Here is a 24,675-nt window from a genome sequence, read left to right on the forward strand (position 1 = left end):
CGATATTCGATATGTGCCGGGAATACAGCAGCATTTATCGGTTAATAGATCGACCACTGCGCGGTGTCAGGGTATGAACGCACAACTCACCACGATACCTGAATTACTCACCCTCACACGCGGCAATCAAACTGAGGCTGCAAGGAAGATTAACTCTAACCGAGCAACCATCAGGAAGTATGCCCGTGACTTTAAGGCTACTCAGCACGCGATAGTTAATGGCGTGCTGATGGTCTATCGCGGACAGTTAGGGCAGCACAAGAGGAATGGTCATGGCTAAATCATGGTTCCACCACCCAGACTGCACCACCGAAGAAGCCAACCAGTTAATCCTCAGCTACACCGCCCGCAACATCAAAACCGAAAAGCACCTCGCCGCCGATTACAAGTCGTGGACGGTTTCGGCATTGCTGCCTGAAACCAAATACGATCCGATCCCGAGCAAGCGCTGGGAACAGCCGATATGGAGCCGTGTATGACTCAGCCCGTGGAAAAGGCATGCGCTGATTGCGGTATGGCCCTGAGTGACGACGAAGCATGGGTTTGCAGCGATTGCTGCGCGTTCTACGAAATGACCGACCCAAATTTCAGAATGGAGGATGAAGATGGCAACAGTCATCAAGCCGCCGAAACCCCGTAAATGCAAATGCTGCCCCACCAAGTTCACACCCCGCAACAGCCTTCAGACCGTCTGCTCTCCCAAATGTGCAATACAACTCGCTAACCAGCTATCCGATCGCAAACAAAAGCGACAGGAGAAAGCTGAGCGTGCTGCATGGAATAAGCGCAAAGCCGATGTTAAGCCGTTAAGCCACTGGATGAACATGACCCAGCGGGCGTTCAACGACTACATCAGGGCGCGGGACGGGGAAGTCTGTATCAGTTGCGGAAGCACAACGGCTGTCAGCTATCACGCCGGGCATTTCAGAACGACAGCGGCGGCATCTCAGCTCAGGTTCAACGAAGACAACTGTCACAGCCAGTGCTCAGCATGCAACGTGCATCACTCTGGCGCTATCAGTCCGTACCGCATCAACCTCATATCGAAAATCGGCCTTCAGCGCGTCATAGCGCTTGAATCTGACAACAACCCTCACCGATACACCCGTGAAGAACTGGACTCGCTACGTGCGAAATACAGGGCTTTGCTGAGGGAAATTATTAAGCAAAAGGAGGCGGCATGATTATCGACCTCAAATTACCAAGTTGGGCGGAGTTAATGGATTGCCCTTTTTGCGGAGGAAAGGCGGAACTGTCTTCCGATGGTGATGGGGTTTATGCCGGGTGCAATACCAAAGGATGCTTGCTCAGACCAATAACTGACACCTTCAGTATTAAGCGAGATGCCATAAAAGCATGGAACAGGAGGGCACCATGACCGAATACCTTAAAGAAAAATGGCGGATGCTTCGGCTCTACCGAACCCGAAACACCTTCCCGATTGACTACCGCATCCTCCGCAACACAGCAAAGCTAATGGGAGCCAGAAATGAGCGTACGCGAGCTTAATCTAAACAAAGAGCAGCATGACTGGCTGAATAACTGGCTGGAACTTTGGGGTGCGTGGATTTATTCCGGGCGACTGGAGAAGCGGCAGAGCAGCATGATCGCTCAATGGATGGCCAGTGTAGAGCCACAACCGGGAATGACCCGGCCAATGTGTAATGACGATGACGGAATGTTGATTTCTCAGGTCGTAGATTCCGTCATGCGCATCGATAAAAAAGCCTTTGGCATCCTGCTAAGTTATTACGCTCACGGTTCTTCCAAGCGAGCCATTGCATCCTACTACCACAAGGTCGCAAGTCCACGCAAAATGTCAGGCAGAGGTGGCGAGCAATTGCGGCGCCCATCGATGATTACCTGCAGGCGAGAGGTGGATGATATTTTGAATGCATCTCTCTTCTTAATTCACGATCTGCTTCTAATTGCATTTAACACTCGCAAACGTGTAGATAAAATCAGAAAGGTCGCATAGAGGGTATTGACTCGCTTGAGCCAATGAGCCAATATATGCGTATAGATTGCCGTTAGTGACTTCTATGGTCGCTGCGGTTTTTTTATGTCTGAAATTTGGCCAAATGAGCCGAATAACGAGTTTAATCGGCTCACTCCTGCATAAAGTAATCAAAAATGTTGACTAGGTAATCATAAATGTTTACTATGATTCCATGTTCAACAGACAGGAGGAGTAGTGAAGCAAAGCGAGTTCAGGCGGTGGCTTGAATCTCAGGGAGTTGAAGTTTCAAACGGCACAAACCACTTGAAGCTGAGACTAAACGGGAAAGTGAGTGTAATGCCCAGGCATCCCGGAGCTGAGTTAAAAGAACCACTGCGAAAGGCCATACTCAAGCAGTTAGGCCTGAAATAACAAACCAGCCCTTCGGGGCTGGTACTCGCGGAGATTCACTAAGACGATATGCGATACCCTATAAATCTGGAATCGTGCGAAGGGGGATACTTTGTGTCATTCCCCGATATCCCCGAAGCGCTTACTCAGGGCGACACGCGAGAAGAAGCGTTAGAGATGGGGCTGGATGCGCTGGTTACTTCATTCGATTTTTACTTTGAAGATAACCGGCCCGTTCCGCTTCCCGGTGATATAACCGGCGATTACGTTGATGTGCCCGCCAGCGTGGCGGCGAAGGTGATGATGCTCAATGTGTTCATTGATTCCGGCTTAACCCAGGTTGAGCTGGCTTCGCGCATGGGGGTAAAAAAGCAGGAAGTAACGCGGCTTTTTAATCTGCATCACTCAACGAAAATCGACACTATTCAGAAAGCGCTATCTGCGCTGGGTAAACGGTTGGAACTGACCGTAGAATAAACCACCAACATTATTCAAAGGCTGCCCTCGGGTGGCCTTTTTTCGTTTTAGCGCCTCCCGAATCAAAAATGAATCCCTCCTGTGTGAAGTCGGGACGGCGCTTTTGTAATGCAAAAAATCCGCTCAGTGGCGGATTCTTTCGGTTGACTACCCCAACGGCAAGGCGGTGCTTTTTCTCTCGACAAGAAAGAGTTTACCCGGACTTGTTCAGTTCACAATGTAACCAATTCCTAAATTGGACAAGTCCCCTTAATCGGGGGTGGAAATTGAAAAGAATGCCAGATAAAGATCCGGGCTACTGGGCGAGCCTGATAGCCTGGCTTTATGCCCACAGAAATGAATCAGGATATGCAGCCTTAGCTGGAGCTATGGCTCTGCTGCGGGCTTCATACTTCGGCAAAGACACGTGGCCACGCCGCTTAATGGACGCCGCTATGTGCAGCATCTTTGCCTTCTTCGTCAAGCCAACCCTTCAGGTCGTTATCTCAATCTTCGGATGGAATATAGGAGACGACTTCGCCTGGGTTGCAGCGATCCTCATAGGCTTTATCGGAATCGACTACATCTCCTTCCGCTTCAGAAAGCTAACAGATAAAAAGTTTGGAGGCACTGATGAAGCTCAGCAATAACGGCGTTGCGTTTATCAAGCGTGAAGAGGGCGAGAAGCTAACTGCTTATGCTGACTCAGTAGGCGTCCTGACTATAGGTGTCGGCCACACAGGCGCGGTATGTGGGAAGCCAATAACTCGCGGCATGACGATCACTCAGAATCAATCGACGGCATTACTGCTGAGTGACATTGCCTGGGTGGAATCATCCATTGGTAAATCGGTGAAAGTGCCACTCACCCAAAACCAGTATGACGCGCTCTGCAGTTTCGTCTTTAACGTGGGCAAGTCCGCCTTTGAGAATTCCACCCTACTGAAGAAGCTGAATGCCTGCGATTACGCCGGTGCTGCCGATCAGTTGCTGCAGTGGAAACGAGCAGGAAACATCCCTGACCTGCTATTGCCACGCCGCAAGAGAGAAAGGGAGCTATTCAAAACATGAACATCATCGCCGGACTCAGAAATTACTCCCACATCATCGTTATTGGACTCATCTGCGTGGCGCTGTGGGGGCTTAATGCCCGTAACTCTCAGCTAACCGCAACCAACGAGAGACTGGAGAAGCTGACCAATAGCAAAGATGATCAGATTAACGATCTTCGTTCCAAAAATGATGACCTGGCAACCAGCGTGAAAGACCTGGTCACAGCAGTGAAACAACAGAATGCCGTCATGTCTCAGGTAACCGAGCAGCGAGCAGTTACAGCACAGCAAAACAGGAAGCTCCAGAGTGAAATCAAACGTTACCTCGCGGATGACAAGTGCGCTGTTGCTCCTGTTCCCGCTGACGCTGTTGACAGGTTGCGGGACGCAGCAAAAGCCGCAAGTGGAGTACAGGACAATAAAGCAGCCTCAGTTAAGCCTGCCGGCCGACCTGACAAGCCAGATTAATGTTCCGCCGGTACCCGAAAACTTGACGTTTGGTGACAGCGTGTCGCTGAATGCTGAGCTGTTTGGCCTGCTTGGTCAGTGCAACATTGACCGGGCTGGCATCCGAAAAATCGAATTATCCCGCCAAGGCGAATAACCATGAGTGAAGCAAAGCCGCAGGACGGCAGCACTGTTAAGGGGTACCGTACGCTGGGACCGAAAGAAATTGAAGATATGAACGAGCTGAAGAAGGTCAGCCGTGAGTTCTGTCAGTTATTGGAGAGGCAGAAGGCTTGGGTGCAGGACGAACTGTCCATGACAGGTAATCACTCAGCCGAAGCGCATGAAGCAGGTCGCTGCCTGTCTATCGCTCGTGCCAAAATGCAGGAAGCCTGCATGTGGGCCTGCCGATCAGTATCTCGCCCTGATGCTGATTGCTGAGTGGCCATCACAAGGCGCATTTAAGAGTGCGCCTGATGATGAATCTCTTCGACAAAGGATAACTGTTATCCACTCTGTGAAGCGGTGCAAAACTGTCTGATTAATTCTTCTTCACTAAGAATGTTCTTAACGATAATGTATGGCCTCCATTTATGAAAAGGAGGCTTTATGTTTGATTACGATGGGTTCAAAAAAGACCCCGACAATGCCGGAAGGATTTTATGTTGGGCTTGTTTTTCTATGGATCCCTGGCACTTGGCTGGAATCTATAAAACCGAAGATGAAGCAAAAAAGATGCTTGAGCTTCTGGGTAAGGGCTATCAAGTGAGTTATGGGTCGCACGAAAAAGGCACTGACGAGTTTGTTGGTGGCCTATAGCTGAATAATTAAAGAAAGCCGCCTCCGGGCGGTTTTTATTGTAGTAAACATGGCAACACCATATTGGTAAGCCATAGAACCGGCTCACCGTGATAGCTAGGAAAATGGGTGAATAAAGCATGGCATAAATATTGATAGGTATTTTTACTATAGGGATGTAAATGCCATGCTTATTATCAACTTTCAGTAACTACTAAACCTTGTTGTAGCTGATTGACCGTCCAAATGGTGGGTAAGTTGACGTCGAATCTTTAATTTCATAGGTAGCTACAACATTCCCCTCGGCGTCCAACTCTCTATAGAGGTATTCATCAGTATCTTGGCCCTTCCTTGCGCCTTTCCAGTTTGAGGAAACCAGTTCAAGGGTATGATTATCTGGAATACCAATTCTCTTTTTATATTCGTCACTCATATAGATTCCTTAAGGTTTTTTTATGGCACTCACCGACAAACAAGAAATGTTCTGTCGCGAGTACCTCATCGATTTGAACGCCACGCAAGCGGCCATTCGGGCGGGGTACAGCGAAAACACCGCCCGGAAGATTGGTAGTGAGAACCTCTCAAAACCAGACATCCAAAACAGAATCGCCGAACTCAAAGTACAACGCAATGAGCAAGTAAACATTGATGCTGCTTATGTTCTAAAGCGTCTGGTGGAGATAGACCAGATGGACGTGCTCGACATCCTGCTTGCTAATGGCGAACTAAAGCCAATTAAAGACTGGCCTAAAACTTGGCGCACAACCTTATCCGGAATAGACGTCACTGAGATGGCAGGAGATGACCCTGGCTTCCTCAAAAAGATTAAGTGGCCGGATAAAGTGAAGAACCTTGAGCTGCTTGGTAAGCATATCAGCGTGCAGGCATTCAAAGAGCAGATTGACCAAAAGGTCACCGCAACGCACAACATCATGCCCGTACCGTCATGCAGCAGTGCTGAAGAGTGGGAGGCGGCCGCACAGCAACAGCAGAGCGAGGTATTAGGCAAATGAGCTACAACGTAGTTTGGAAGCCTTTGCCCGGATCTCAATCTCTGGCTCTCAGCTGTCCATGCGATGAAATCCTGTTTGAGGGTACTCGCGGACCCGGCAAGACGGCGGCACAACTTGCCCGCTTCCGCCGCCTGGTAGGATTGGGTTACGGCACGTTTTGGCGCGGAATCATCTTCGACACCGAATATAAAAACCTCGCCGACATCATCACTCAGTCCAAGCGTATGTATCGCCTTTTCGGAGATGGAGCCAGATTTCTTAACTCTGCATCAGAGCTTCGATGGGTTTGGCCCACAGGTGAGGAGCTACTTTTCCGCTTCGGGAAAGAGGCTGACGACTACTGGGACTATCACGGTCAGGAATTCCCGTTCATCGGGTTTAACGAGTTGACCAAGCAACCTAATGCAGATTTCTATGAGTCAATGTTCTCATGCCGCCGATCATCATTCCGGCCGCAGGATTACCCGCGCGAAGATGGTTCACTGTTGCCGAACATACCGCTTGAGACATTCAACACCACAAACCCATTTGGCATCGGCCATACCTGGGTGAAAAAGCGGTTTATTGCACCAGCTCCGCGCGGAACCATTATCCGCGAGAAGCAGATGGTGCCAAACCCGCAGACTCAGCAGGAAGAAGAGATAACGCTGACCCGTGTAGCAATACATGGCTCATTCAAAGAGAACCCATATCTCGACCCGGTTTACATCGCCACGCTGATGAGCATTAAAGACCCAAACAAGCGTAAAGCATGGGTTGAGGGCTCATGGGATGTCACCAGCGGAGGCCGTTTCGACCACCTGTGGAACGAGTCACTTCACGTCATCAAGCCATTCATCATCCCTGACACATGGACTGTTGACCGTTCACATGACTGGGGGGAGTCCAAGCCATTCTCTAACCTGTGGTGGGCGCAGTCTGACGGCACAGAGGCAACGCTAGCTGATGGTGGTAAATTCTGCCCACCTGCTGGATCACTGGTTCTTATTGGCGAGTGGTACGGCTGCCCGCCCGATGAGCTGAACAAAGGCCTCAATATGTCATCCACTAACGTCGCTAAGGGCGTTGCATGGGTCGATAAGCGCCTTGCCGGAGAAGAGTGTGACGAGCCTGAAGAAACAAAGCAGCAGGGACAGATGCATATCATGCCTGGCATCTGCAAAGAGGTAATGCCGGGACCAGCTGATAGCGCCATTTACAACACTGCTGACAACGAGTTGTCCATCGGTCAGAAGATGGAGAAGCAAGGTGTGAAGTGGGTTGAGTCCAACAAAAAGCCCGGCTCCCGAATCAATGGCGCGTCGCTCTTTGCCGACATGCTGGAAGCAGTAATCGAAGGAAAAAAGACAGAGAGTGGCATGGCTGAAAAACCCGCATTCTATGTATTTGACTACTGTCGTGGCTGGATAAGCCGCGTTCCCGTACTGGTACGCGACGATAAAAAACCTGATGACGTGGATACCACTCAGGAAGACCACGACTGGGACGGCACGCGCTACCGCGTTCTGCATTCGCCGAAGAAAACAGGCGCAATCTTCTTCTAAGGAGCACCAGTGAGTGAATTAACAACCGAGGCGCAATTCCTCGTTAACGCCCTTACTGATGCTATAGGGCGCCAGCGCATGCTGTACGCAGGCATGAATGGCAACACCAAGAGAACAAAGCTGTGGGATGAGTTTGGCTATCCTGAGCAACTCACATTCGATAACTTTCACCGGCAATACCGCAGGGGCTCTACCGGCTTCGCAGCCGTGCATAAGCTCCTTGATTCATGCTGGACCGATAATCCAACCATCATTGATGGCGACGAATACCGCGAATCAACCAACACGACAGCCTGGGAGAAGGCAGTCACCAAGCTGATGAAAAAGCACTGGGCAAAGATTAAAGATGCCGATCGCCGCAACATGGTTGGCCGGTACTCTGCTCTGCTGATTCAGGTCAGGGATAACCGGGACTGGCGTGAGCCAGTAGACATCGCGGTAGTGAAGCGCCTTGGCTCGAAAGCTCTGGTGAAGCTAATCCCGGCATGGGAAGCGCAGATTACGCCCGGCAATACGGACGTGGATACGCACTCGGAAACCTACGGCCAGCCGGTCAGCTATCACTTTAACGAGCAGCCGGTTGGGGATGATAAAACTACTGGCAGCCCGCGAGCAGTTCAGGTGCATCCCGATCGCATCATCCTTTTGTGTGAGGGCTCTGAAGACGAGAACATCCTCTCTGGCATTCCTCTGCTTGAAGCCGGGTATAACGACTTGCTCGACATCGAGAAGACGAAGGGCGGTAGCGCTGAAGGTTTCCTGAAGAATGCCAGCCGTCAGTTGGGCATAAGCTTTGATGCAGCCACCGACATGGCCACTATTTCCAAAATGGCTAAAGAGGCAGGTTACAAAGACCTTGGCGAGGCCATGAACGACAAGATGATGAAGTTGAATCGCGGTACGGATTCGGCTCTAGTCACACAGTCTGGCACCACGTCAGTGCTCTCCGTTGCAGCAGCCGACCCGACACCGAGTTGGACCGTATCGGCTAACCAGTTTTGCGCAACGATTCAATGCCCGTTCAACATCCTTTTTGGCAAGCAGACTGGCAACCTTGCCTCTGAAGAAGACAAGACAGCATGGGCTACGCGTTGCAATGGCCGCCGCTGGGGATTCATGAGTGACCTGGTGACGCGTGTTATTGAGCGCTTCTGGACTATCGGCATCATCGACCCACCTTCAACCGGTGAGGTCACACTGGCATGGTCTGACCTTCTCGCGCCAAGTGAGAAAGAGAAGATCGCCAACATGCAGGCGCTGGCTGACGTAGCTCAGAAGACGCAGCAGGCATTCGGCACATCAGCAGTTGATGTGAACGAGATACGCGCCGCCGGTGAGCTTGAGCCAATTAAAGAGCCGGCAATACCTGACCCTGAAGCCAAACAAACCGATAAGGACCCGCTGACAGATGACGACGACAGCGACGACCCGAATCGGGACACCGATAGTTCCGCGCAATAAAACCGATCCCACGCAATCAGCCAGGCAAGTTGGCCGGATGTATCGTGACATTGAGTCGCGCTACCTCGATATCAAGCGCGCCCTGAAGGTGCTATTCGATGAGCGGTTAACCGGCCGGGTGAGGAAGTCTAACGCTGAGCAAATCTATCTGGCCTGCAACAACTTGGATTCACCCGCCACGCTTTACCAGTGCAACGCTGGCACGTACATCTACGACATGACAGCCATTCAGCTTGCTGACCTGCTGCAGCGCGTACAGGTGGTTCTGGATGATGCGTTGCTTGATGGTGGAAGCCAGAATTTGTGGGCGTTCGATTATGTTGGCGCGGAGTATGAGCGTGGCACGCTTAACGCCTTCACCAACTTAGCTGTTCAGTCGCCGGTATATGCACAGCAAACCACGTTAATGCAGCTGCTGAGCACTGCGGCCTACCAGAACCAGATAGCCGCGGCTTATGTTGCAACGTACAGCGATTGGGTAGGCATCAGCGACACAGCGCGCGCCGACCTGGCAAATGTGATATCCGATGCGATCGGCAGGGGAGTTAACCCGCGAGAAACAGCCGGCATCATCAGTAAGCGTCTCGATGTATCGATGGCGCAGGCCAAGAACATTGCTCAGACCGAGCAGGTTGGAGCTCTGCGTAAGGCTCAATGGCAGGAAACTGACTGGGCAAAAGACAGGCTAGGCCTTAACACCGCGATCCTTTGGCTGTCGGCGCTAAAGCCTACAACACGAACCTGGCACGCGGCACGGCACGGACGCACCTACACCACTGAAGAGGTTGAGGCGTTCTATGCAGAGCGCGGCAACCGCTATCACTGCTACTGCGCCAACATCCCGGTGATTCTGGGTGATGACGGCAAAGTGGTTAATGAAGGTTTAGCGTATAAGCTGGCCCAAGAGAGAAAAGAATGGGAAAAGTGATAATCTACAAGAAAGTTATCACAACCGGAGTTCTCGTATGCCTGCTGGTACATTTGATGTTATGGATTTCATTTCAAAAGCTGGAGTGGGAGTCATCACTGGCGTCATTGCCGCCATAGTGACTGCGAACGTTGCTTTAAGGCGTTTCTACCATGAAAAATGGTGGGAGAAGAAGAGTCAGTCATATAATGAATTGGTAGGAAATTTATTCGAGTTGCAGATATTTTTCCGAGGGGTACGGCGTAGATATCGAAAAGAAAGAATGGGAAGGATATTTACTGATGACGAAGCGATTGATTGGGATAAAAGCGAAGCGCTATATATAGCGATACAGCGTCAATTAGCATTAGCCCCTATCTCTCTGAGCTCTAAAACTGATTCCTTGGTCAAACAATTTTTCGAACAATCACAATCCAAAACTTGGGAAATGCATAATGAAGGCATGCCTGAGGAAGTAATATATGAAGAGAAAATTAAATTACTACAGCGAGTGATTAATGAGATTGCTCATGACGCGAAAGAAGAGCTGAAGTTCCGATAATTTGAATGTCACTGCAACACCCGTTTAGGCGGGTTTTTTATTGCCTGTAATCCACCAATGAGGACACAGCATGTCACGCATCTGCGTAAACGTGCTGTCGGTCATCAACTCCGCTTCGAACATCACCACTGAAACCATTAATGGCACAGAGCACATCGTCGTGAAAAACGTCGTGCCTGTCCGTGACGGCATTGTGCTGAACGGCGGATTGTACCCGGCAGAAGAAAACACGAAGGGCTACAAGAGCCTTGAAGATAAGCCCATGCCATATGGCCACCCCAAAGTCGACGGTCGCCACGTCAGCGCCAGCAACGTCAGGGCGGTGAATGAATACCACATTGGCGCATACACACGGAACGTCAGAAAAGAAAACGGTCAGGTTCTGACTGATGCCGTCATCAACCGTCGTTTTGCTGAAGGCTCTGAAAAAGGCCGGAAAGTTCTACAGCGACTTGATGACATGGCTGCAGGAAAGTCTGTCGAGCCCATCGGCATCTCTACTGGCCTGCTGCTAAACCGCATTGAGGCAAAGGGAGAGTCAAGCGGCAAGCGCTACACATGGATCGCCACCAATCAGGTTTATGACCATGTGGCCATCCTTCTCGACGAGCCGCCAGCCGGAACTCCAGAAGAGGGGATCGGCATGTTCGTTAATGCTGAAGGTGATGAGGTTCAGGTAGAAACGGTAAACCTCGCTGACTCAGATACACCTGACCCGCAAGACCCAGCATTAAAGCAGATGTTCAACCACTTCATGGCGTTTTTCAGCGCCAACAATAAGCCCGTCAAAGAGGAAGCAAACCCGATGAAAGAACTCATCACCAATGCGCTGAAAGCGAAAGGCAAAGAGGTCGAAGGTAAGACCGAGGCTGAGCTGATGGATGCGTACAACCAGATGGTCGCCGAAGATGCCAAAGCGAAAGTTGACGCTGATGAAAAGGCGAAGAAAGAAAAAGAAGAGGCTGAAAAGAAAGATAAGCAGCCAGCCACCAATGGTGAAGAAATGCCAGCCTGGGCGAAATTGCTCACTGAGCAGGTATCTGCGCTGAACACCCAGTTCACCGCCAACTCTGACAAAGAGAAAGGCGAAAAACGTGCTGCCGTTAAAACTAAGTTTGGCCTCGACGACATCGCGGTTAACGCGCTGGACGGCGCTGCGCTTGATGGCCTGTATGCCCAGTGCCAGACCTCAATTGGCCTGAACGGTTCTTTCCGTCAGACCGCTACCAATCAATCTGTCAGCGAAATGCCGGAGTAAATAATGGCTAAAGATGGAAAGCACGTAATTCACGCGGGCGGCATTTTTGCGAACCCACAGTTACATCGCGAAGGCGCTGCGGCAGCCGACACCAAGCCAGGCACTATTGGCTTTTTTGATAACACCACCAAAAAATTCACCGCATCGGTGGCAGGTGCGGAGCAGGCGATTCTGTATGTCGCCAACTACGACTACCTGCGTTGCAAAACCGTGGATGACACCATCGCTGCTGGCGACTGGGTAGTGGCGATGCATCCGACGCCGGGCGTGTTCTTTAACGTTCCTGCGGCTGCTGGCACCTACACCAAAGGGCAGCCGCTCTCAATCGCAAACGGTCGCGTTAAGGCGGTAGGTACAGATGAGTCTGTCCGCGCCTACGTGGAAGAAGATCGTTCATACACCATCGCGACTGCAGGTGATCTCCTGCGCGTAGTCATTAAGTAAGGAGCACCTGAATGTTTGCATTTTCCGTTAAGAAGGCAACCGAGACACGGAACCTTGAGGCTAACACCGCTCAATTCCAGGAGCTCCAGTTCGCCCGTAATTCGAGTGCTCAGGCAGTGGCTGATTTCATTGCTCGTACGCGCGTGCGTGGTGAAGCTGCTAACGCTCCAGCGCTGGATGCTGTTAACGCAGTCGATGACATTCGTCGCCTGTACAAGGCATATGATCAGACTGTTCTGTCTGAATTTGAACCCAATACTGAGTTCACCTTGCTGAACGATCTGATGCCGCTGTCACGCTCAGTGCGTCTGGAAGAGTCTGTGTATGAGTACGCTCGCACGGGTGGCCGTGGCTGGGCGCACACATCAATGTCCGGCCAGATTGGTGCCGCGCTTGATGCGAAGAGCTACACCTTCGACGGCACCATGGTTCCCATCCATGACTCCGGCTTTAAGTTCAACTGGCGTGATCCGGTGTTCAACAAAGGCAGCGCTCTGTCTTCACTGGCAGATGCTCAGTCCGGGTCTGTTGATGATGTCCGTCGTCAGTATGTCGATTATATCTGGGAAGGTTTCCGCGACGCGGCAGGTAACTTCATCAAGTTCGACGACAAGACCTGGAAAGGATTGCGACACGACGAACGCGTTGCCCAAGTAACCCTGACCGTGAACTTTGCTACCAGCACCGATCCGAAAGCAATGCGCGCCGGAGCGATCGCTCTGCGAGACGTTATGAAGCTTCAAAACCTTCAGTACGGCCAACAGACCTGGTACGTTTCCAGCGACATCATGTCGAACTGGGAACAGTATTTTGATGTGAACTCTCTGCGCACAGTGCTGGAAGAAATCGCGAAGCTGTCTGGTATCTCAGCCATCAAAGAAGATGCTGAGCTTACCGGGAACGAAATCGTAATTGTCCCGCTTCAGGCTGGCGTTATCGCTCCAATCGTTGGTCAGGCATTCGGCACCGTTGCCGATCCTCGCCAGTTCTACAACAGCGATTACGTTTGGCGCACATGGGGTGCTGCTGGCCTGATGGTTAAGCAGGACATTAACGGTCACTTCTCAGTAATTCACGCATCCAGTTAAGGAAAAAACATGGCACTCGTAAAAGTATTAGTAGCAAATCTCTTTGCCGGTGCCAGCTTCCAGAAACTGGAGGCTGGTCAGGTCTATGACGTCGATGATTCAGTTGCCGAAAAGTGGATCGCTCAGGGCAAGGCTGAAAAATCCACTGAGAAAAAAGGTGAGAAACTTACCTTCGAGGTGGCGACGCCTTCAGCGCCCGTATCCACTGACACCTCAGCGATTCAATTAAAACTGGATGAGGCTTTGGTGCAGGTGCAAACACTGACCGAAGCAGCGGCGACGAAAGAGACTGATCACGCAGAATCTCTCGCGAAAGAAACTAAGCGCGCTGACGATGCCGAAGCAGCACTGGCGGAAGCACTCAAAAAGGCGAAATAACCATGGCAGAGCAGATAACGGCCGCGCAGGTTAAACAGCAATTATCTGCGCTGGGTTACTCCGTGCCGGACTTCATGATTGATGCCTACCTTTACAAGTTGGGCAGCATAAGCATGTGCCTGGAGGCGGCTGGCTACGATGATTGCGACATGATGCTGATTCAGGTTTACGCCGTGACGTTGATGGCGGTAACCGCATTCAGCCAGCGCATTAAGTCACAATCAGCGCCTTCAGGGGCGTCCCGATCGTTCGATTACAGCGGCGATGTGAAGACAATGCGCAACACACTGGCGGCTCTGGACACATCAGGATGCACTGCACTTTTGCCGATCGACGTTGGCACAAGCGTTGGCTTCTTTGATGTGGTAGGTGGTTGCTGATGTGGATACCAGTGTCTGAGCGTTTACCAAAGCCATTCAATCGAGTGTGGGTGAAAACTGATAGCGACAAGCAGACGACCGCTTACGTTACCGCGTCAGGTGAGTGGCGGATTAACTGCCCGCGCATTGCGGCTGAGAACCCCACTGTCGTTAGCTGGAGGGAATAGCTATGTCATCACTTGCTTCGTGGAGTTACACCGCTGAGTGCACCATATGGAGGAATCTCGGCGTTAGTGATGCAGGTGACCGGACCTATGCTGAGCCGCTGGTGATTCTGGCTGACTATCAGGGCGGGCTTTCGAAACGGCTTGGCTCTATCGGTGCTGAGATTGTCGTAAAGAACACCATCTGGACGGAGTTCGCGCTGGCTCAGGCTGGCGATTACATCCTGATTGGTAGGTCTGATAATCCCGATCCGCTGGCGGCCGGTGCTGACGAGGTTGTGCAGGCGATTCGCTATGCAGACACTTTTGAGCGCCTGACTGATGACTGGGCCATTATTACTGGGGTTTAAGGCCGTAAAGGCTTATCGATATAGAGATATCGTTGGTTTTTACCAGCCAAGGTTGTGCAATAATGGTCGTAAATCGTTAACTGGAATGAACGGTTATGGGCTTTCAATTTTGGTTCACGGTGTTCGCGTCTTTTTTGGTAGGGCCGATAATGCTTGTTGAATCTTTCAAATATTTTCGCCGAGGAATTTATACCAAAACCTTCAAAGGAACGAGTCGAAGGGAATACATTCACAAAGACCCTAAACCCATTGAATACTGGTTTAGCGTGTTAGCCCATTTTGCAATGGGCACGGCGATGCTAGGGTTGGGTTTCTGGCTCTTAGATACGATACCAGTCGTTCACGAATGGTACTCTGAGGTGCATGCATTGCTGCATCTTTGATTTCCTGATTTTCTCATTTAGCTATTATCTACCAAAATCAACCTCGCCTCAGCGGGGTTTTTTATTGCTTGGAAAAAATATGGGCGTGAAGGTGAAAGGTATCAGGCAGGCTCAGCAGAACCTCGACCGAATAATTGGTGACATCCAGGGCAGGAAGGTAGTCAGGGCTCTGCAAAGTGCGCTGATTATCGGCTCGTCTCAGGCAGCGCTATACACTCCAATCGACACATCCACTCTCATCAACAGCCAGTATCGTGAGCTTGAAGTGAGCGGAACCCGGATAACAGGCAGGGTGGGATACTCCGCCAACTATGCCGTTTTTGTCCACGATCCGAACGTGCCGCAAACCTTCCGCCGGGCGACTGCTCAGAAAGAGTTCCTGACAAAGGGCTTTGAGGATACCCGCGACCTTATCGACAGGACCATCAAGAAGGAGATGAGTCTGTGATTCCAGCCATGCATGACCGCCTGCGGGATTACTTTATCTCTGCCGGCCTGACCGATGGCTTCAAAGTTCAGAAGCTTATCTGGACTGATTCCGGCGTCAAAACCGACAAGTTCATGGTGTTCCGGCCAAACGGTGGTTCTAACCTCCGCAATGAGTTGGGCGGTGAGTATTACGTAATGGCCGATGTGATTGGCGCCATGAATGGCAATCAGGCAACTGATGACGCCGTGCAGGCCATTATTCAGCGTGTTCAGGCCGATCCGTTGCCCGGCAACTGCATCGGTTATATCGAAAACTTTGGCGGGGTTCCCGCGCCAGTCTTAACAACCGAAGGCCGCCTGGTCTATCGGCTTCAGTTTGCAATCAAATACGGCGAATAGGCCGGAAAACGTCAAAGAGGAATCACCCATGGCAGCAAATTGCCCAACGGACAACACCAAGTTGTTTGGCCGCGCCATTGTGCTCGAAGTAGCCGATGGCTGTGCCGATGCATTACCACAGGAGTCAGAGTGGAAAGCTCTGGCTGCCGGCACAAGTAAAGGATTCGACTTCTCGCCGAACAGCGTGACATCGGACGCGGACGACACAAAAGGCTATGTTGAAAACATCGTCACCAATGCAGACTTCACCATCTCGTTTGAAGGTGAAGTTCGCCGTAATGACAAGCTCGATCAGTACGGCGTTTTCCGCCTTATTAAGTACTTCAACACCGAGATTCAGGCAGCACGCCAGCCGACTATCTGGGTTCGCATGGAGTTCGGTGCAATCACCTTTATCGGTTACATGCTGATTAACGCGCTGAGTTCTGACGGTGGAACCAACGACATCATCACCTTCTCCACTGAGTTCAAAGTGGCTGATGCAGACACCATCGATGTGATCGACACCGACGATGCAGTGCCTGCTACTGGCGTAACGGTCTCTCCAGCTACCACCTCTCTGGCAGTAGGCGCAAATCGTCAGTTAACCGCTACCGTTCTTCCATCTGATGCAACCGACAAGTCCGGCACCTGGACAACCTCGGATGCAACGAAGGCAACGGTCAGCTCTACTGGCCTGGTGACAGGTGTGGCCGCAGGTGCAGCGACAATCACCTTCACCTCAACTGATGGCAGCTTTACCGGCACCACAGCGGCAACCATCACCGCTTAATTGCCATTTCAGGGGCTTCCACCTGGTGGCCCCGAAAATGACACTTACCGGATTAGCTCATGACTCCACAGAAAGATATTGGCGAGTGCCTTATCAGCCATGGTGAGGATGATTATTTCTTCAGGCCGTCATTCGCTGCCATGTCACGCGTAGGTGAGCCACAGGAGATTGTGCAGGCCTTCTATGACCTGCATAACGATGAGATTACGCCGATTATTCAGCGCGCCATGGATGCATACGGCCTAGTTCCTGCATGGCTGATGGCTCACTTGAGTCGCAAGCAGATGGGTAAGCCAGCAATGATGGCGGCAATATCTGTCCTGGCAGCCTGCTGTGAGAGTGACGTATCCCGGCTGACTGGTGACATTATCCCGGGTAAATCAGGGAAATGGGCGTTCGTATACCGGGCAGGATTGATGAATGCCGTTGAGATGGTGCTGATAGCGCAATCCCTGATTACCCACGGCATTATCGGCAAAGCTAAGTTTCGACAGTTGCAGCGTCATGAGTCTGCACAGGCAACCACGGAGTTCCGATCGTTCGATTACATCAGTGCAGCGCGCAACCACTTTGGCATCAGCAGGACAGAGGCTGAGCAACTGTCCATGACCGAGTTTCAGCTAATGCTGAACGCTAAGTATCCGGATCAGAAGGGCTTCACGCGCGAGGAATATGATCAAGTACAAGACGACTTCTTAGCAAGGCAGGCAAAACGAAGGGCTAAGCTGGCCTAAATTGCACTCAATTGCACCCACTACATGCTAGGATTTATCCCAACACTTACGTTTGGGGATAGGGATATGAGGAAGTTAATTTTAGGTCTGGGTTTTTCATTTTTACTCGCAGGTTGCGCATCAGTAGGTCAAGACTTCGACGAAGGTAAAATTAGCCAAATCCAGAAGGGCGTGACAACTGAACAAGAAGTGATTAGTGAATTTGGTCAGCCCACCTCAAGAAGCGTTGACTCAGAAGGAAACTCAGTTCTGATTTGGACATATAGCCACGCAAATGCCTTTGGTAAAGCAAACGGTAAATCTCTAATGGTTCAACTCAGTGGCGGAAAGGTTAAGACCTACACGGTTAACAAAACCTCATTCTAAAATCTTAAATGCAATTCAATGAACCTCGCTTCGGCGGGGTTTTTTTATGCCAGGAGAAAGCTAAATGGCTGGTTCAGTAAATGCAGGCGGAATCGTTTATGAAGTAGAGATGAATGTCGCCAGGCTAATAGAGGGTCAGCGCCAAGTCAATGAGCGCCTGGACCGGCTGGACTCAAGTTTCAATAGCACGGCGAAGTCTGCTGGGAATGCGGAGAAATCATTTTCCTCTCTTTCAAAAGTTGCTTCTGCGCTTGCCGCCGCTATCTCAATTAAGCAAGTGGCGGAATATGGTAATGCCTGGGTAACGGTCAACAACAAACTTGCCAACTCAGTTCAGGCCAATGAAAAACTTGCTGATGTCACACAGCGCGTCTTTGATATCTCACAGGACACACGGTCAAGCCTGGAGGCGACAGCAACCCTTTATGGGCGACTTGAGCGATCAACGAGAAGTGCCGGCACAAGTACTGCTGATCTAATAAAGCTGACAACAACAATCAACAAAGGTCTGGCAGTTTCAGGTGCCACCACGGAAGAAGCCAGCTCAACCATGACTCAGCTTTCACAGGCGCTGGCGTCTGGCGTGCTGCGAGGGGAGGAATTCAACTCCATCTCTGAGAACGGCAGTCGCCTGGCTGTAGCTCTGGCGGACTCTCTTGGAGTGACAATCGGTCAACTTAGGGGAATGGCGGCTCAAGGCAAACTGACCACGGAAGTAGTGGTTAATGGCTTGCTGAAGCAAAGCGATGCCATCGCCAAAGAGTTCGGCAACACCGCCCTGACGATGGGGCAGGCATTCACTGTAGCAACAAATAACATTACTAAATTTGTTGGTGAAAGCTCCAGCGTGAGCACCTCTATAAAGATTTTTAATAATGGGGTGATATCACTTAGTCAAAACATGGATGTTGTTGCAAATGCGATCGCAGCTGCAGCCGTGATTTTCGGGGGTAGATTTGTTGGAGCCCTTGCTCTGTCAACTTCAGCAAAAGTAAAAGACACTGCCGCAAGCATAGCTTCTGCAAAGGCATCAGAGGCTTCAGCTAAAGATGCAGAAGTTGAGGCTGCTGCAAAATTGCGTCTAGCTGCTGTAGAGAAAGCGCTAACAATCCAATCACTTCAGTTAGCTGAGGGGAGACTCGCAACTTTAAGATCTACTAACGCCTCTGTTGCGGCAGAGGTGCAACTTGCGGAAGCAGAAACTGCCTCCATAAGAACGACTATAGCTCAAATTGAATCAGAGAAAGCTTTAGAAACACAGCGCCTGAAGGCGCAAATATCAGAGCAGGGACGGATCGCAACTGCAACGCGCATGGCCCAACTCCAACAGGCATCATTAGCATTAAATGCTCGTCTCGCAGCATCTGAGGCTGCAACATATCAGGCAAGAAGCTCTGCAATTGCTGCGTCAGAAGAGCAGGTTAGTGCAGCAAGGTTGGCAGCAGCAAATGCTACTGGCGCTGCTACGGCAGCCAATGGGCGTTATATAGCGTCGCAAGAGGCATCTGTAGTGGCATCGCGAGCAGCCTCCGCATCTGCAGGGTTGCTAAAAGGGGCTTTAGGTCTAATAGGCGGCCCTGTAGGTTTTGCTGTGATTGCTGCAACAGGAATTCACTACCTTTACCAGAAGATGCAGCAGGCTCGGCAGGAAAGCATCGATTTCGCTGACAAGCTTGATGGCGTGGTCACCAAGATGAAAGGGCTGAGTCAAATTCAGCTTGCTGCGGAGATCGACAATGCTACTAAGTCAATCAGCGCACAGGCTGACGCACTCAAAGACAATCAATCGAGCATTGAATCTAACGAGCTTCAGCAGTCGAGACTGCGCCGCACGCTTAGTTATCTGGAAGAGGGAAGCCTGCTTTACAAAGTAACGCTTTCAGAGTTGTCAGATGCCCAGAGTGAACACACTCACCTTTTAGCTCAGAACGAAACTGCGCAAAACAAGCTAAGCCAGACAGTGAGCAAGACTGGAATTCTCCGTGCTCAAATGAATGGAACATTTGCACAGGGTATCGACCTGCTGAAGCGCGATGGTGATCAGGCGGGCGTAGCTGCAGGCTTGATGAACCAGTTTGGCAATGCGATCGACTTTGCCAGTCGGGCAAAAGATAAATTCAACTCAACCAGCCTGCAGATTCCACGCAGCGATAAGGCAAATGCTTATAACAAAGACCTGGCCGACGAAAACACCCTCCTTGCCATCACCGATAAACGACTGCGCGCTGTAACCAAAGCTCGCATGGAGGCTGGTGATAAAGGGGGAAATCAGAATCAGGTTAATGCAGCGGGTCAACTTGCAGGCGCTCAATATGACCTGCAGCAGGCTGAAGCGGCTAGAAACAAGGAAACAAAGGAAGGGATTTCCCAAGGGAAAAAGGCTGAGACTCAGGCTGAGTCTATTGCTCAAAAACTTGCAAACCTTAAGCAACAATCCGAGTTGGCCGGCGACTCCACACGAGAGCTTAGCCGTGATCAGGCCATTTTGACGGCGCAGCAATCGCTTGGCAGCGCAGCAACTGAGAAAGACATCAAGTTGGCAGGCCAGTATGCCGCAACTAAATGGGATACTGGTAATGCCATTCGAGCACAGGCAGCAGCAGAAAAACTCCTGCCTGAAACGAAGGAGAATGCCAGTTACAAGCAGGATGTTTCAGACCTGCAGACAGCTTTGTCGGCCAAAAAAATTAGCCAGGAGCAATTCAATTCCACTTCGGAAAGGCTTGAGCAAGAGCATCAGGTCAACCTAGCCAAGATCCGCGCAGAACAGGTTGTTACACCTCAGCAGGCGGCGGCGGGAACTGTTGATCCAGTGCAGCAACTTGCAAATGAAAATGCTCAAAAACTGGCTTTGATCCAACAGTTTGAATCTAACAAGACCATTACTGAACAGCAGGGAATGGCTTTACGTAACGCGGCAAATACTGAGTATGAGCAAGCCCGCATTGATGCAGCGTGGAAGATTTGGGAGAACCAAAACGAAACGAATCAACTAATGGGAAGCGCTATCGACTCTCTTCAGGGTGGCGCCACCAATGCGATAACCGGGCTTATTAATGGAACCCAAAGCTTGCAGGAGTCGCTGGCTAACATCGGAACCACCATTCTCAATAGCGTTGTTAGCGCATTGGTCCAGATGGGCATTGAATGGGTAAAAGCCCAGGTCATGGGTTCTGCTGCGCAAACATCCGCAACTATTTCAAATCAGGCAACAGCTACAGCTGCTCTGGCGGCCTCAACTGCAACAGGAGTAGCTTCCGCTGCGACCCTTCTTGCTGCCTGGACTCCTGCAGCAATGGCTGCATCAATTGCCAGTTATGGCGGCGCAGCGGCGGCGGGCCTGGCGGGATATACCTCCGCAATGACATCGGCTCAGGCTATATCCATTGCGGGATTCCGCAAGAACGGCGGGCCAGTATCTGCCGGCTCAATGTACCAGGTTGGTGAGGGAGGAATGCCTGAAATCTATCAGGCCAGCACAGGCAAGCAGTACATGATCCCCGGTGATAACGGCTCAGTCATCAGCAATAAGGACCTGGCTGGCTCGGGAGGCGGCGGAAGTGTAATCAACCAGGTGAACCACTTCACTTTCGAAGGCTCAACCGCCGACACAACTCAAACACAGGCAGCTTTCGCCAAAATTGCTTACGACCAGTCTCTTAAAGCAATCAAAGACCAGCAGCGGCCAGGTGGCATGCTGCAAAAAAGCAGGTAACCGGAGTAACCAATGCCAGAAACATTTATATGGAGCCCGCAATCGGGTTTCACGGGCGAGCGTACGCCTGATGTAGCCGTAGTGAAATTAGGTGATGGCTACGAACAGCGACAGATGAAGGGTATCAATCCACTTATGGGTAAATACCCGCTCACCTTCATGGGCTTTGAAGATTCCAAATGCGGCCGCGTAAACGTGGCGAAAGCGGTGGATGCGTTTCTCACCACGCGCATGTCTGTTGAGTCGTTCTACTGGACACCGCCAGATACTGGTGTTCAGGGGCTGTATGTGTGCCGTTCGTGGTCGATGCAGAAGAGCAAGGGCATATTCACGTTGACCGGAACTTTTGAGCAGGTGCCACGTTAAGTATTAATTTAATCAAAGGTTTTAATATTATACTCATGCTTATTCATATAAGGGAATGCATTTAGGAATGTTCCGTTTATAGTTTTTATAAGCTCTTGAAGCATATGAAATAGCATTAATAAATTACCTTCTCTCGACTCATTCATGACCCATTTGAGATTAGTGTATTGCTCTCTAATATCCTGTAGTTTAAAACCAAAGTGAATGTTATCAAAATAAAAGTATCCTTTTTTTAAAATGAAAACTCCGTCAATAGATGGTGACTTTATATCATACCTAGAATTATCTAAAGTTAATGGTGGGAGCGTAATTTCAAGTTTCTTATGAATGGGATTCAACCAATGAAAAACTGTTTCTAGCTTTGCAGGGCCATCATATGCAACCACATAATTTTTTATACCAAAAGAACCAATGCCATTCATTTGTATTATTTGATTGATGCTAGGTGTTAATTTTTTTGAGTTATTGGCTGCAATGATAGCATTTTCAAGTTCTTCCGACGTCAAATTGGATTTCACTTCAATGGTGGCTACCACGGATTCGATCAAGAATGCGTTTATTCCACCACCAAAGCTAAGTTTTGGATAATCATTTCTGTACAGAACTATATCATACTGATTTCTTTTCTCACTTGGACTGGAATTGAAGTCAATTATCTCCCCTGTGCCAATTGAAATGGTTCTTGGTAGATGGCTTTCTAAAAACTCATGTATGAAAGATTCTCTAGGTGTCCCCTTATGTAGAGAGTGACCCGTAATTGAAACACTTTTCGACTGAGCGACAAGTAAATCTTCCTTATAATCCATGTGTGCTTTAAGCATTTATCTCAAACTCCATCATTTAATAAAATCTATGCAGTTAACTTATATGTAATTTCTTATCGAGAACATCCTGATATTCGATCAGTACTCAACCTTTTGAGCTGCCAAAGTGCGGCCTTTTTATGGGCGCTATATGAGAGACATACCATCTGAACTAATCATAGAGAGCGTGGACGCTGGAGTAGGGGCTTTCATTGACCTGTATGAGGCAGACCTGCAGCCCTATGGTGGCGACTTAATCCGCTTCCATTCAGGGACTAATGCTTATTATGGGAACGTGATTTGGAAGGGGAACGTTTACCAGCCATATCCGATCGCCGTGGAAGGCTTTGAGAGTAAAAGCGAGGGCGCCTACTCAAGGCCGACGATGACTGTCGCCAACGTTACCGGATTGATCACGGGTATTAACAGGGATTTTGATGACATGCTGGGAGTGGTCATCACCCGTCGTCAGGTTTCAGTAAAGCATCTGGATGCAGTCAATTTTCCAAATGGCAATGCTGACGCCGATCCGACTCAAGAGGCGGTGTCTCGCTATGTTGTTGAGGAAATGACTGGCGAAACATTTGAGCAGGTGACCTATTCCCTTGCGACCCCTATCGACTGTGATAACGCAATTATCCCGGCCAGAACAATCCTAGCTGACGTATGCCAGTGGTCATACCGTGGCCCCGGCTGCGGATACGATGGCCCGCCCGTTGCGGATGAGCGAGACAATCCCACTTCCGATCCCGGAAAGGATAAATGTTCACACCGGCGTTCAGGTTGCAGACTCCGCTACCCACGACCGGAACCAATGCCAATCAGCAGCTTCCCCGGATCTCAAAAGGTGACGTAATGCGTGACTGCCTTGAATACGCAGCATCATGTGAGGATGAAGTCTGCGGCCTGATAGTTGACGATCGCCGCCTATTCAGTTGCACGAATATCCATCCAACCCCATCGGTTAACTTTCGTATCAGCGATGACGACTGGATTGCGGCTGAGTCAGAAGGCGAGGTCACAGCAGTTTTCCACTCACACCCGCCTGGCTATCCCTATCTTTCGGCAGCTGACAGAGCCATGCAGGTTATCACCGGCATTGAATGGTGGCTGGCATGTGATGGGGTGCTTAACAAATTCCGGCCGGTCCCTCATCTTTCCGGGCGCCGGTTTGAGCACGGAAAAATGGATTGCTACACGCTTTTCAGAGATGCCTACCACCTTTGCGGAATAGACCTTCCTGATTTCGAGCGCGAAAACGGTTGGTGGCTGCGTGGTGAGAATCTCTACCTGAAAAATATGGAAGTTAACGGGTTTACTGAGGTTGAACTTCAGTCTGCCCAGCCCGGCGATATCATTATCCGTCAGCCTTTCCCGGGTGCAGACCCTTGCCACTCGATGATCCTGCTCGATGATAATCAGGTGCTGCACCACGACTGCGCCGGTCACATCAGCAGGCGAGAGTCGTACCGGCTTGCGTATATCAAACAAACCCACTCCGTCTGGAGGCATGAACAGTGCTCATCTTTAAATTTAGCGGCCATCTCCGCAGATATTTCCGCCAGGTTGAGCTGAATGTTGAAACGCCCGCTCAGGGCTTAAGGCTGCTGATAGCTCAGAGCCAGGAATTTAAAAAGGCTTTCCTGAGTTCAAAGGTCAATCTGCGGGTAGCTGGTGAAGACGTATCAGAGCAGTCGGTGAAGTGGCATATGGACCGCAGGCTGGAAGATGGCTCAACCGTTTTATTCGTGCCGGCCGTCGAAGGTGCGGTTGTCGGTGCAATCATCATAGCCGTCCTGTCAGTGGCCTACTCGGTGTACAGCGCCCACAACATGAAGACCAAAACGTCTGCTGAGGCGGCGGAAACTAACACCATCACCAACAATTCATTCACCAGTGCGGAAAACCGTGTAGGGCAGGGTAAGCCAGTTCCCATCCTGCTTGGAGAGATGCTGGTCGGAAGTAACGTCATCAGCCTGGGTATTGATACCAGCAACACTGATAACTGGGATGAGATCATCAGCTAATCCCTCCAAATTAAAGCCATTGAGGTAGA

General features: G+C 50.4%; 39 protein-coding genes. 37 read left to right on the top strand and 2 right to left on the bottom strand.

Annotated elements, in window-relative coordinates:
• The first annotated feature begins 73 nt into the window (after positions 1 to 73).
• The 15 genes from AC0IXH_RS01050 to AC0IXH_RS01120 all read left to right on the top strand — a co-directional run bounded on the left by AC0IXH_RS01050 (position 74) and on the right by AC0IXH_RS01120 (position 5,124).
• Positions 74 to 280, top strand: coding sequence for a protein ninH (locus tag AC0IXH_RS01050; protein ID WP_013203211.1), 207 nt, complete (start codon positions 74 to 76; stop codon positions 278 to 280).
• Positions 273 to 479, top strand: a complete 207-nt coding sequence (locus tag AC0IXH_RS01055) for a hypothetical protein (protein ID WP_471719789.1) — start codon at positions 273 to 275, stop codon at positions 477 to 479. The genes AC0IXH_RS01050 and AC0IXH_RS01055 overlap by 8 nt, the downstream gene beginning before the upstream one ends.
• Entirely contained in the window at positions 476 to 640 is a 165-nt protein-coding gene (locus tag AC0IXH_RS01060) for a protein NinF (protein WP_471719790.1), read from the top strand. The genes AC0IXH_RS01055 and AC0IXH_RS01060 overlap by 4 nt, the downstream gene beginning before the upstream one ends.
• The gene (locus AC0IXH_RS01065) at positions 606 to 1,184 is read left to right on the top strand and encodes a recombination protein NinG (RefSeq protein ID WP_471719791.1); all 579 of its coding nucleotides are present in this window, start codon (positions 606 to 608) and stop codon (positions 1,182 to 1,184) included. The genes AC0IXH_RS01060 and AC0IXH_RS01065 overlap by 35 nt, the downstream gene beginning before the upstream one ends.
• Before the next feature lie 35 nt (positions 1,185 to 1,219).
• Positions 1,220 to 1,378 (top strand): Lar family restriction alleviation protein, encoded by a 159-nt coding sequence (locus AC0IXH_RS01070; RefSeq protein WP_471721105.1) that lies wholly within the window; start codon positions 1,220 to 1,222, stop codon positions 1,376 to 1,378.
• On the top strand, positions 1,375 to 1,509 hold the full coding sequence (locus AC0IXH_RS01075; RefSeq protein ID WP_471719792.1) for a YlcG family protein: 135 nt from the start codon (positions 1,375 to 1,377) through the stop codon (positions 1,507 to 1,509). The genes AC0IXH_RS01070 and AC0IXH_RS01075 overlap by 4 nt, the downstream gene beginning before the upstream one ends.
• Positions 1,490 to 1,978 (top strand): antiterminator Q family protein, encoded by a 489-nt coding sequence (locus AC0IXH_RS01080; protein WP_471719793.1) that lies wholly within the window; start codon positions 1,490 to 1,492, stop codon positions 1,976 to 1,978. The genes AC0IXH_RS01075 and AC0IXH_RS01080 overlap by 20 nt, the downstream gene beginning before the upstream one ends.
• Before the next feature lie 216 nt (positions 1,979 to 2,194).
• Positions 2,195 to 2,371 (top strand): type II toxin-antitoxin system HicA family toxin, encoded by a 177-nt coding sequence (locus AC0IXH_RS01085; RefSeq protein WP_338570464.1) that lies wholly within the window; start codon positions 2,195 to 2,197, stop codon positions 2,369 to 2,371.
• A 48-nt stretch (positions 2,372 to 2,419) separates the two neighbouring features.
• Positions 2,420 to 2,827, top strand: a complete 408-nt coding sequence (locus AC0IXH_RS01090; RefSeq protein ID WP_471719794.1) for a type II toxin-antitoxin system HicB family antitoxin — start codon at positions 2,420 to 2,422, stop codon at positions 2,825 to 2,827.
• A 275-nt stretch (positions 2,828 to 3,102) separates the two neighbouring features.
• A complete protein-coding gene (locus tag AC0IXH_RS01095; protein WP_013203207.1) occupies positions 3,103 to 3,456 on the top strand; it encodes a phage holin, lambda family in 354 nt (117 codons plus the stop codon).
• Complete coding sequence (locus tag AC0IXH_RS01100; RefSeq protein WP_471719795.1) at positions 3,440 to 3,877, top strand: lysozyme; 438 nt, start codon at positions 3,440 to 3,442, stop codon at positions 3,875 to 3,877. The genes AC0IXH_RS01095 and AC0IXH_RS01100 overlap by 17 nt, the downstream gene beginning before the upstream one ends.
• Positions 3,874 to 4,326: an Rz lytic protein gene (locus AC0IXH_RS01105; RefSeq protein WP_471719796.1), complete on the top strand. Its 453-nt coding sequence runs from the start codon at positions 3,874 to 3,876 to the stop codon at positions 4,324 to 4,326. The genes AC0IXH_RS01100 and AC0IXH_RS01105 overlap by 4 nt, the downstream gene beginning before the upstream one ends.
• The gene (gene lysC, locus AC0IXH_RS01110; RefSeq protein WP_471719797.1) at positions 4,262 to 4,462 is read left to right on the top strand and encodes an Rz1-like lysis system protein LysC; all 201 of its coding nucleotides are present in this window, start codon (positions 4,262 to 4,264) and stop codon (positions 4,460 to 4,462) included. The genes AC0IXH_RS01105 and lysC overlap by 65 nt, the downstream gene beginning before the upstream one ends.
• Positions 4,463 to 4,464: 2 nt before the next feature.
• Positions 4,465 to 4,746, top strand: coding sequence for an Acb2/Tad1 domain-containing protein (locus AC0IXH_RS01115; RefSeq protein ID WP_471719798.1), 282 nt, complete (start codon positions 4,465 to 4,467; stop codon positions 4,744 to 4,746).
• Positions 4,747 to 4,914: 168 nt separating this feature from the next.
• Positions 4,915 to 5,124, top strand: coding sequence for a hypothetical protein (locus tag AC0IXH_RS01120; protein ID WP_471719799.1), 210 nt, complete (start codon positions 4,915 to 4,917; stop codon positions 5,122 to 5,124).
• Positions 5,125 to 5,317: 193 nt separating this feature from the next.
• On the opposite strand, the gene AC0IXH_RS01125 is transcribed toward AC0IXH_RS01120, so the two are convergent.
• Positions 5,318 to 5,536, bottom strand: a complete 219-nt coding sequence (locus tag AC0IXH_RS01125) for a hypothetical protein (RefSeq protein WP_471719800.1) — start codon at positions 5,534 to 5,536, stop codon at positions 5,318 to 5,320.
• Between the two features lie 22 nt (positions 5,537 to 5,558).
• Here AC0IXH_RS01125 and AC0IXH_RS01130 point away from each other — a divergent pair, with 22 nt between their 5' ends.
• The 19 genes from AC0IXH_RS01130 to AC0IXH_RS01220 all read left to right on the top strand — a co-directional run bounded on the left by AC0IXH_RS01130 (position 5,559) and on the right by AC0IXH_RS01220 (position 21,816).
• Positions 5,559 to 6,116 (top strand): terminase small subunit, encoded by a 558-nt coding sequence (locus AC0IXH_RS01130; protein ID WP_471719801.1) that lies wholly within the window; start codon positions 5,559 to 5,561, stop codon positions 6,114 to 6,116.
• Positions 6,113 to 7,660: a terminase gene (locus AC0IXH_RS01135; RefSeq protein ID WP_471719802.1), complete on the top strand. Its 1,548-nt coding sequence runs from the start codon at positions 6,113 to 6,115 to the stop codon at positions 7,658 to 7,660. The genes AC0IXH_RS01130 and AC0IXH_RS01135 overlap by 4 nt, the downstream gene beginning before the upstream one ends.
• A 9-nt stretch (positions 7,661 to 7,669) precedes the next feature.
• Entirely contained in the window at positions 7,670 to 9,121 is a 1,452-nt protein-coding gene (locus tag AC0IXH_RS01140) for a DUF1073 domain-containing protein (RefSeq protein WP_471719803.1), read from the top strand.
• A complete protein-coding gene (locus tag AC0IXH_RS01145) occupies positions 9,069 to 10,049 on the top strand; it encodes a phage minor head protein (protein WP_471719804.1) in 981 nt (326 codons plus the stop codon). The genes AC0IXH_RS01140 and AC0IXH_RS01145 overlap by 53 nt, the downstream gene beginning before the upstream one ends.
• A 37-nt stretch (positions 10,050 to 10,086) precedes the next feature.
• On the top strand, positions 10,087 to 10,590 hold the full coding sequence (locus AC0IXH_RS01150) for a hypothetical protein (RefSeq protein WP_471719805.1): 504 nt from the start codon (positions 10,087 to 10,089) through the stop codon (positions 10,588 to 10,590).
• A gap of 70 nt (positions 10,591 to 10,660) precedes the next feature.
• On the top strand, positions 10,661 to 11,848 hold the full coding sequence (locus AC0IXH_RS01155) for a DUF2213 domain-containing protein (protein ID WP_471719806.1): 1,188 nt from the start codon (positions 10,661 to 10,663) through the stop codon (positions 11,846 to 11,848).
• A gap of 3 nt (positions 11,849 to 11,851) precedes the next feature.
• On the top strand, positions 11,852 to 12,292 hold the full coding sequence (locus AC0IXH_RS01160) for a hypothetical protein (protein WP_346566437.1): 441 nt from the start codon (positions 11,852 to 11,854) through the stop codon (positions 12,290 to 12,292).
• Between the two features lie 11 nt (positions 12,293 to 12,303).
• Positions 12,304 to 13,380, top strand: coding sequence for a major capsid protein (locus tag AC0IXH_RS01165; protein WP_338570427.1), 1,077 nt, complete (start codon positions 12,304 to 12,306; stop codon positions 13,378 to 13,380).
• A gap of 9 nt (positions 13,381 to 13,389) precedes the next feature.
• Entirely contained in the window at positions 13,390 to 13,758 is a 369-nt protein-coding gene (locus AC0IXH_RS01170) for a hypothetical protein (RefSeq protein WP_471719807.1), read from the top strand.
• Between the two features lie 2 nt (positions 13,759 to 13,760).
• Positions 13,761 to 14,138, top strand: a complete 378-nt coding sequence (locus AC0IXH_RS01175; RefSeq protein ID WP_471719808.1) for a DUF7370 family protein — start codon at positions 13,761 to 13,763, stop codon at positions 14,136 to 14,138.
• A 169-nt stretch (positions 14,139 to 14,307) separates the two neighbouring features.
• Positions 14,308 to 14,652, top strand: coding sequence for a hypothetical protein (locus AC0IXH_RS01180; RefSeq protein ID WP_455865403.1), 345 nt, complete (start codon positions 14,308 to 14,310; stop codon positions 14,650 to 14,652).
• 95 nt (positions 14,653 to 14,747) lie between these two features.
• Positions 14,748 to 15,035 (top strand): DUF2542 family protein, encoded by a 288-nt coding sequence (locus AC0IXH_RS01185; protein ID WP_455865402.1) that lies wholly within the window; start codon positions 14,748 to 14,750, stop codon positions 15,033 to 15,035.
• Between the two features lie 79 nt (positions 15,036 to 15,114).
• The gene (locus tag AC0IXH_RS01190) at positions 15,115 to 15,483 is read left to right on the top strand and encodes an HK97 gp10 family phage protein (protein WP_471719809.1); all 369 of its coding nucleotides are present in this window, start codon (positions 15,115 to 15,117) and stop codon (positions 15,481 to 15,483) included.
• Positions 15,480 to 15,863: a phage tail termination protein gene (locus AC0IXH_RS01195; protein WP_471719810.1), complete on the top strand. Its 384-nt coding sequence runs from the start codon at positions 15,480 to 15,482 to the stop codon at positions 15,861 to 15,863. Before AC0IXH_RS01190 ends, AC0IXH_RS01195 begins: the two co-directional genes overlap by 4 nt.
• Positions 15,864 to 15,891: 28 nt before the next feature.
• Positions 15,892 to 16,635 (top strand): Ig-like domain-containing protein, encoded by a 744-nt coding sequence (locus AC0IXH_RS01200; RefSeq protein ID WP_471719811.1) that lies wholly within the window; start codon positions 15,892 to 15,894, stop codon positions 16,633 to 16,635.
• A gap of 59 nt (positions 16,636 to 16,694) precedes the next feature.
• The gene (locus tag AC0IXH_RS01205) at positions 16,695 to 17,369 is read left to right on the top strand and encodes a DUF6246 family protein (RefSeq protein ID WP_471719812.1); all 675 of its coding nucleotides are present in this window, start codon (positions 16,695 to 16,697) and stop codon (positions 17,367 to 17,369) included.
• A 66-nt stretch (positions 17,370 to 17,435) separates the two neighbouring features.
• Positions 17,436 to 17,735 (top strand): hypothetical protein, encoded by a 300-nt coding sequence (locus tag AC0IXH_RS01210; protein ID WP_471719813.1) that lies wholly within the window; start codon positions 17,436 to 17,438, stop codon positions 17,733 to 17,735.
• A gap of 64 nt (positions 17,736 to 17,799) precedes the next feature.
• Positions 17,800 to 21,450, top strand: a complete 3,651-nt coding sequence (locus AC0IXH_RS01215) for a tape measure protein (protein ID WP_471719814.1) — start codon at positions 17,800 to 17,802, stop codon at positions 21,448 to 21,450.
• 12 nt (positions 21,451 to 21,462) lie between these two features.
• The gene (locus AC0IXH_RS01220; RefSeq protein ID WP_471719815.1) at positions 21,463 to 21,816 is read left to right on the top strand and encodes a phage tail protein; all 354 of its coding nucleotides are present in this window, start codon (positions 21,463 to 21,465) and stop codon (positions 21,814 to 21,816) included.
• Positions 21,817 to 21,824: 8 nt separating this feature from the next.
• Here AC0IXH_RS01220 and AC0IXH_RS01225 read toward each other — a convergent pair whose 3' ends face one another.
• On the bottom strand, positions 21,825 to 22,637 hold the full coding sequence (locus AC0IXH_RS01225) for a DUF6602 domain-containing protein (protein ID WP_471719816.1): 813 nt from the start codon (positions 22,635 to 22,637) through the stop codon (positions 21,825 to 21,827).
• Positions 22,638 to 22,770: 133 nt separating this feature from the next.
• On the opposite strand from AC0IXH_RS01225, the gene AC0IXH_RS01230 reads away from it, so the two are divergent.
• The 3 genes from AC0IXH_RS01230 to AC0IXH_RS01240 are packed head-to-tail and all read left to right on the top strand — an operon-like array spanning position 22,771 to position 24,646.
• Positions 22,771 to 23,475 (top strand): phage minor tail protein L, encoded by a 705-nt coding sequence (locus tag AC0IXH_RS01230; RefSeq protein ID WP_471719817.1) that lies wholly within the window; start codon positions 22,771 to 22,773, stop codon positions 23,473 to 23,475.
• Positions 23,475 to 24,194 carry a C40 family peptidase gene (locus tag AC0IXH_RS01235; protein ID WP_471719818.1) on the top strand — a complete coding sequence of 240 codons (720 nt, stop codon included), beginning with the start codon at positions 23,475 to 23,477 and terminating at the stop codon, positions 24,192 to 24,194. The genes AC0IXH_RS01230 and AC0IXH_RS01235 overlap by 1 nt, the downstream gene beginning before the upstream one ends.
• On the top strand, positions 24,137 to 24,646 hold the full coding sequence (locus tag AC0IXH_RS01240) for a tail assembly protein (protein ID WP_455865390.1): 510 nt from the start codon (positions 24,137 to 24,139) through the stop codon (positions 24,644 to 24,646). The genes AC0IXH_RS01235 and AC0IXH_RS01240 overlap by 58 nt, the downstream gene beginning before the upstream one ends.
• The last annotated feature ends 29 nt before the right edge of the window (positions 24,647 to 24,675 follow it).

Source organism: Erwinia sp. AC075, from assembly GCF_979253995.1.

What these genes read in the sequence shown, in the direction of transcription:
- AC0IXH_RS01050 (WP_013203211.1), top strand. Translation starts at nt 74, where the DNA reads ATGAACGCACAACTCACCACGATACCTGAATTACTCACCCTCACACGC.
- AC0IXH_RS01055 (WP_471719789.1), top strand. Translation starts at nt 273, where the DNA reads ATGGCTAAATCATGGTTCCACCACCCAGACTGCACCACCGAAGAAGCC.
- AC0IXH_RS01060 (WP_471719790.1), top strand. Translation starts at nt 476, where the DNA reads ATGACTCAGCCCGTGGAAAAGGCATGCGCTGATTGCGGTATGGCCCTG.
- AC0IXH_RS01065 (WP_471719791.1), top strand. Translation starts at nt 606, where the DNA reads ATGGCAACAGTCATCAAGCCGCCGAAACCCCGTAAATGCAAATGCTGC.
- AC0IXH_RS01070 (WP_471721105.1), top strand. Translation starts at nt 1,220, where the DNA reads ATGGATTGCCCTTTTTGCGGAGGAAAGGCGGAACTGTCTTCCGATGGT.
- AC0IXH_RS01075 (WP_471719792.1), top strand. Translation starts at nt 1,375, where the DNA reads ATGACCGAATACCTTAAAGAAAAATGGCGGATGCTTCGGCTCTACCGA.
- AC0IXH_RS01080 (WP_471719793.1), top strand. Translation starts at nt 1,490, where the DNA reads ATGAGCGTACGCGAGCTTAATCTAAACAAAGAGCAGCATGACTGGCTG.
- AC0IXH_RS01090 (WP_471719794.1), top strand. Translation starts at nt 2,420, where the DNA reads ATGCGATACCCTATAAATCTGGAATCGTGCGAAGGGGGATACTTTGTG.
- AC0IXH_RS01095 (WP_013203207.1), top strand. Translation starts at nt 3,103, where the DNA reads ATGCCAGATAAAGATCCGGGCTACTGGGCGAGCCTGATAGCCTGGCTT.
- AC0IXH_RS01100 (WP_471719795.1), top strand. Translation starts at nt 3,440, where the DNA reads ATGAAGCTCAGCAATAACGGCGTTGCGTTTATCAAGCGTGAAGAGGGC.
- AC0IXH_RS01105 (WP_471719796.1), top strand. Translation starts at nt 3,874, where the DNA reads ATGAACATCATCGCCGGACTCAGAAATTACTCCCACATCATCGTTATT.
- AC0IXH_RS01115 (WP_471719798.1), top strand. Translation starts at nt 4,465, where the DNA reads ATGAGTGAAGCAAAGCCGCAGGACGGCAGCACTGTTAAGGGGTACCGT.
- AC0IXH_RS01120 (WP_471719799.1), top strand. Translation starts at nt 4,915, where the DNA reads ATGTTTGATTACGATGGGTTCAAAAAAGACCCCGACAATGCCGGAAGG.
- AC0IXH_RS01125 (WP_471719800.1), bottom strand. Translation starts at nt 5,536, where the DNA reads ATGAGTGACGAATATAAAAAGAGAATTGGTATTCCAGATAATCATACC.
- AC0IXH_RS01130 (WP_471719801.1), top strand. Translation starts at nt 5,559, where the DNA reads ATGGCACTCACCGACAAACAAGAAATGTTCTGTCGCGAGTACCTCATC.
- AC0IXH_RS01135 (WP_471719802.1), top strand. Translation starts at nt 6,113, where the DNA reads ATGAGCTACAACGTAGTTTGGAAGCCTTTGCCCGGATCTCAATCTCTG.
- AC0IXH_RS01145 (WP_471719804.1), top strand. Translation starts at nt 9,069, where the DNA reads ATGACGACGACAGCGACGACCCGAATCGGGACACCGATAGTTCCGCGC.
- AC0IXH_RS01150 (WP_471719805.1), top strand. Translation starts at nt 10,087, where the DNA reads ATGCCTGCTGGTACATTTGATGTTATGGATTTCATTTCAAAAGCTGGA.
- AC0IXH_RS01155 (WP_471719806.1), top strand. Translation starts at nt 10,661, where the DNA reads ATGTCACGCATCTGCGTAAACGTGCTGTCGGTCATCAACTCCGCTTCG.
- AC0IXH_RS01160 (WP_346566437.1), top strand. Translation starts at nt 11,852, where the DNA reads ATGGCTAAAGATGGAAAGCACGTAATTCACGCGGGCGGCATTTTTGCG.
- AC0IXH_RS01165 (WP_338570427.1), top strand. Translation starts at nt 12,304, where the DNA reads ATGTTTGCATTTTCCGTTAAGAAGGCAACCGAGACACGGAACCTTGAG.
- AC0IXH_RS01170 (WP_471719807.1), top strand. Translation starts at nt 13,390, where the DNA reads ATGGCACTCGTAAAAGTATTAGTAGCAAATCTCTTTGCCGGTGCCAGC.
- AC0IXH_RS01175 (WP_471719808.1), top strand. Translation starts at nt 13,761, where the DNA reads ATGGCAGAGCAGATAACGGCCGCGCAGGTTAAACAGCAATTATCTGCG.
- AC0IXH_RS01180 (WP_455865403.1), top strand. Translation starts at nt 14,308, where the DNA reads ATGTCATCACTTGCTTCGTGGAGTTACACCGCTGAGTGCACCATATGG.
- AC0IXH_RS01185 (WP_455865402.1), top strand. Translation starts at nt 14,748, where the DNA reads ATGGGCTTTCAATTTTGGTTCACGGTGTTCGCGTCTTTTTTGGTAGGG.
- AC0IXH_RS01190 (WP_471719809.1), top strand. Translation starts at nt 15,115, where the DNA reads ATGGGCGTGAAGGTGAAAGGTATCAGGCAGGCTCAGCAGAACCTCGAC.
- AC0IXH_RS01200 (WP_471719811.1), top strand. Translation starts at nt 15,892, where the DNA reads ATGGCAGCAAATTGCCCAACGGACAACACCAAGTTGTTTGGCCGCGCC.
- AC0IXH_RS01205 (WP_471719812.1), top strand. Translation starts at nt 16,695, where the DNA reads ATGACTCCACAGAAAGATATTGGCGAGTGCCTTATCAGCCATGGTGAG.
- AC0IXH_RS01210 (WP_471719813.1), top strand. Translation starts at nt 17,436, where the DNA reads ATGAGGAAGTTAATTTTAGGTCTGGGTTTTTCATTTTTACTCGCAGGT.
- AC0IXH_RS01215 (WP_471719814.1), top strand. Translation starts at nt 17,800, where the DNA reads ATGGCTGGTTCAGTAAATGCAGGCGGAATCGTTTATGAAGTAGAGATG.
- AC0IXH_RS01220 (WP_471719815.1), top strand. Translation starts at nt 21,463, where the DNA reads ATGCCAGAAACATTTATATGGAGCCCGCAATCGGGTTTCACGGGCGAG.
- AC0IXH_RS01225 (WP_471719816.1), bottom strand. Translation starts at nt 22,637, where the DNA reads ATGCTTAAAGCACACATGGATTATAAGGAAGATTTACTTGTCGCTCAG.
- AC0IXH_RS01230 (WP_471719817.1), top strand. Translation starts at nt 22,771, where the DNA reads ATGAGAGACATACCATCTGAACTAATCATAGAGAGCGTGGACGCTGGA.
- AC0IXH_RS01235 (WP_471719818.1), top strand. Translation starts at nt 23,475, where the DNA reads ATGCGTGACTGCCTTGAATACGCAGCATCATGTGAGGATGAAGTCTGC.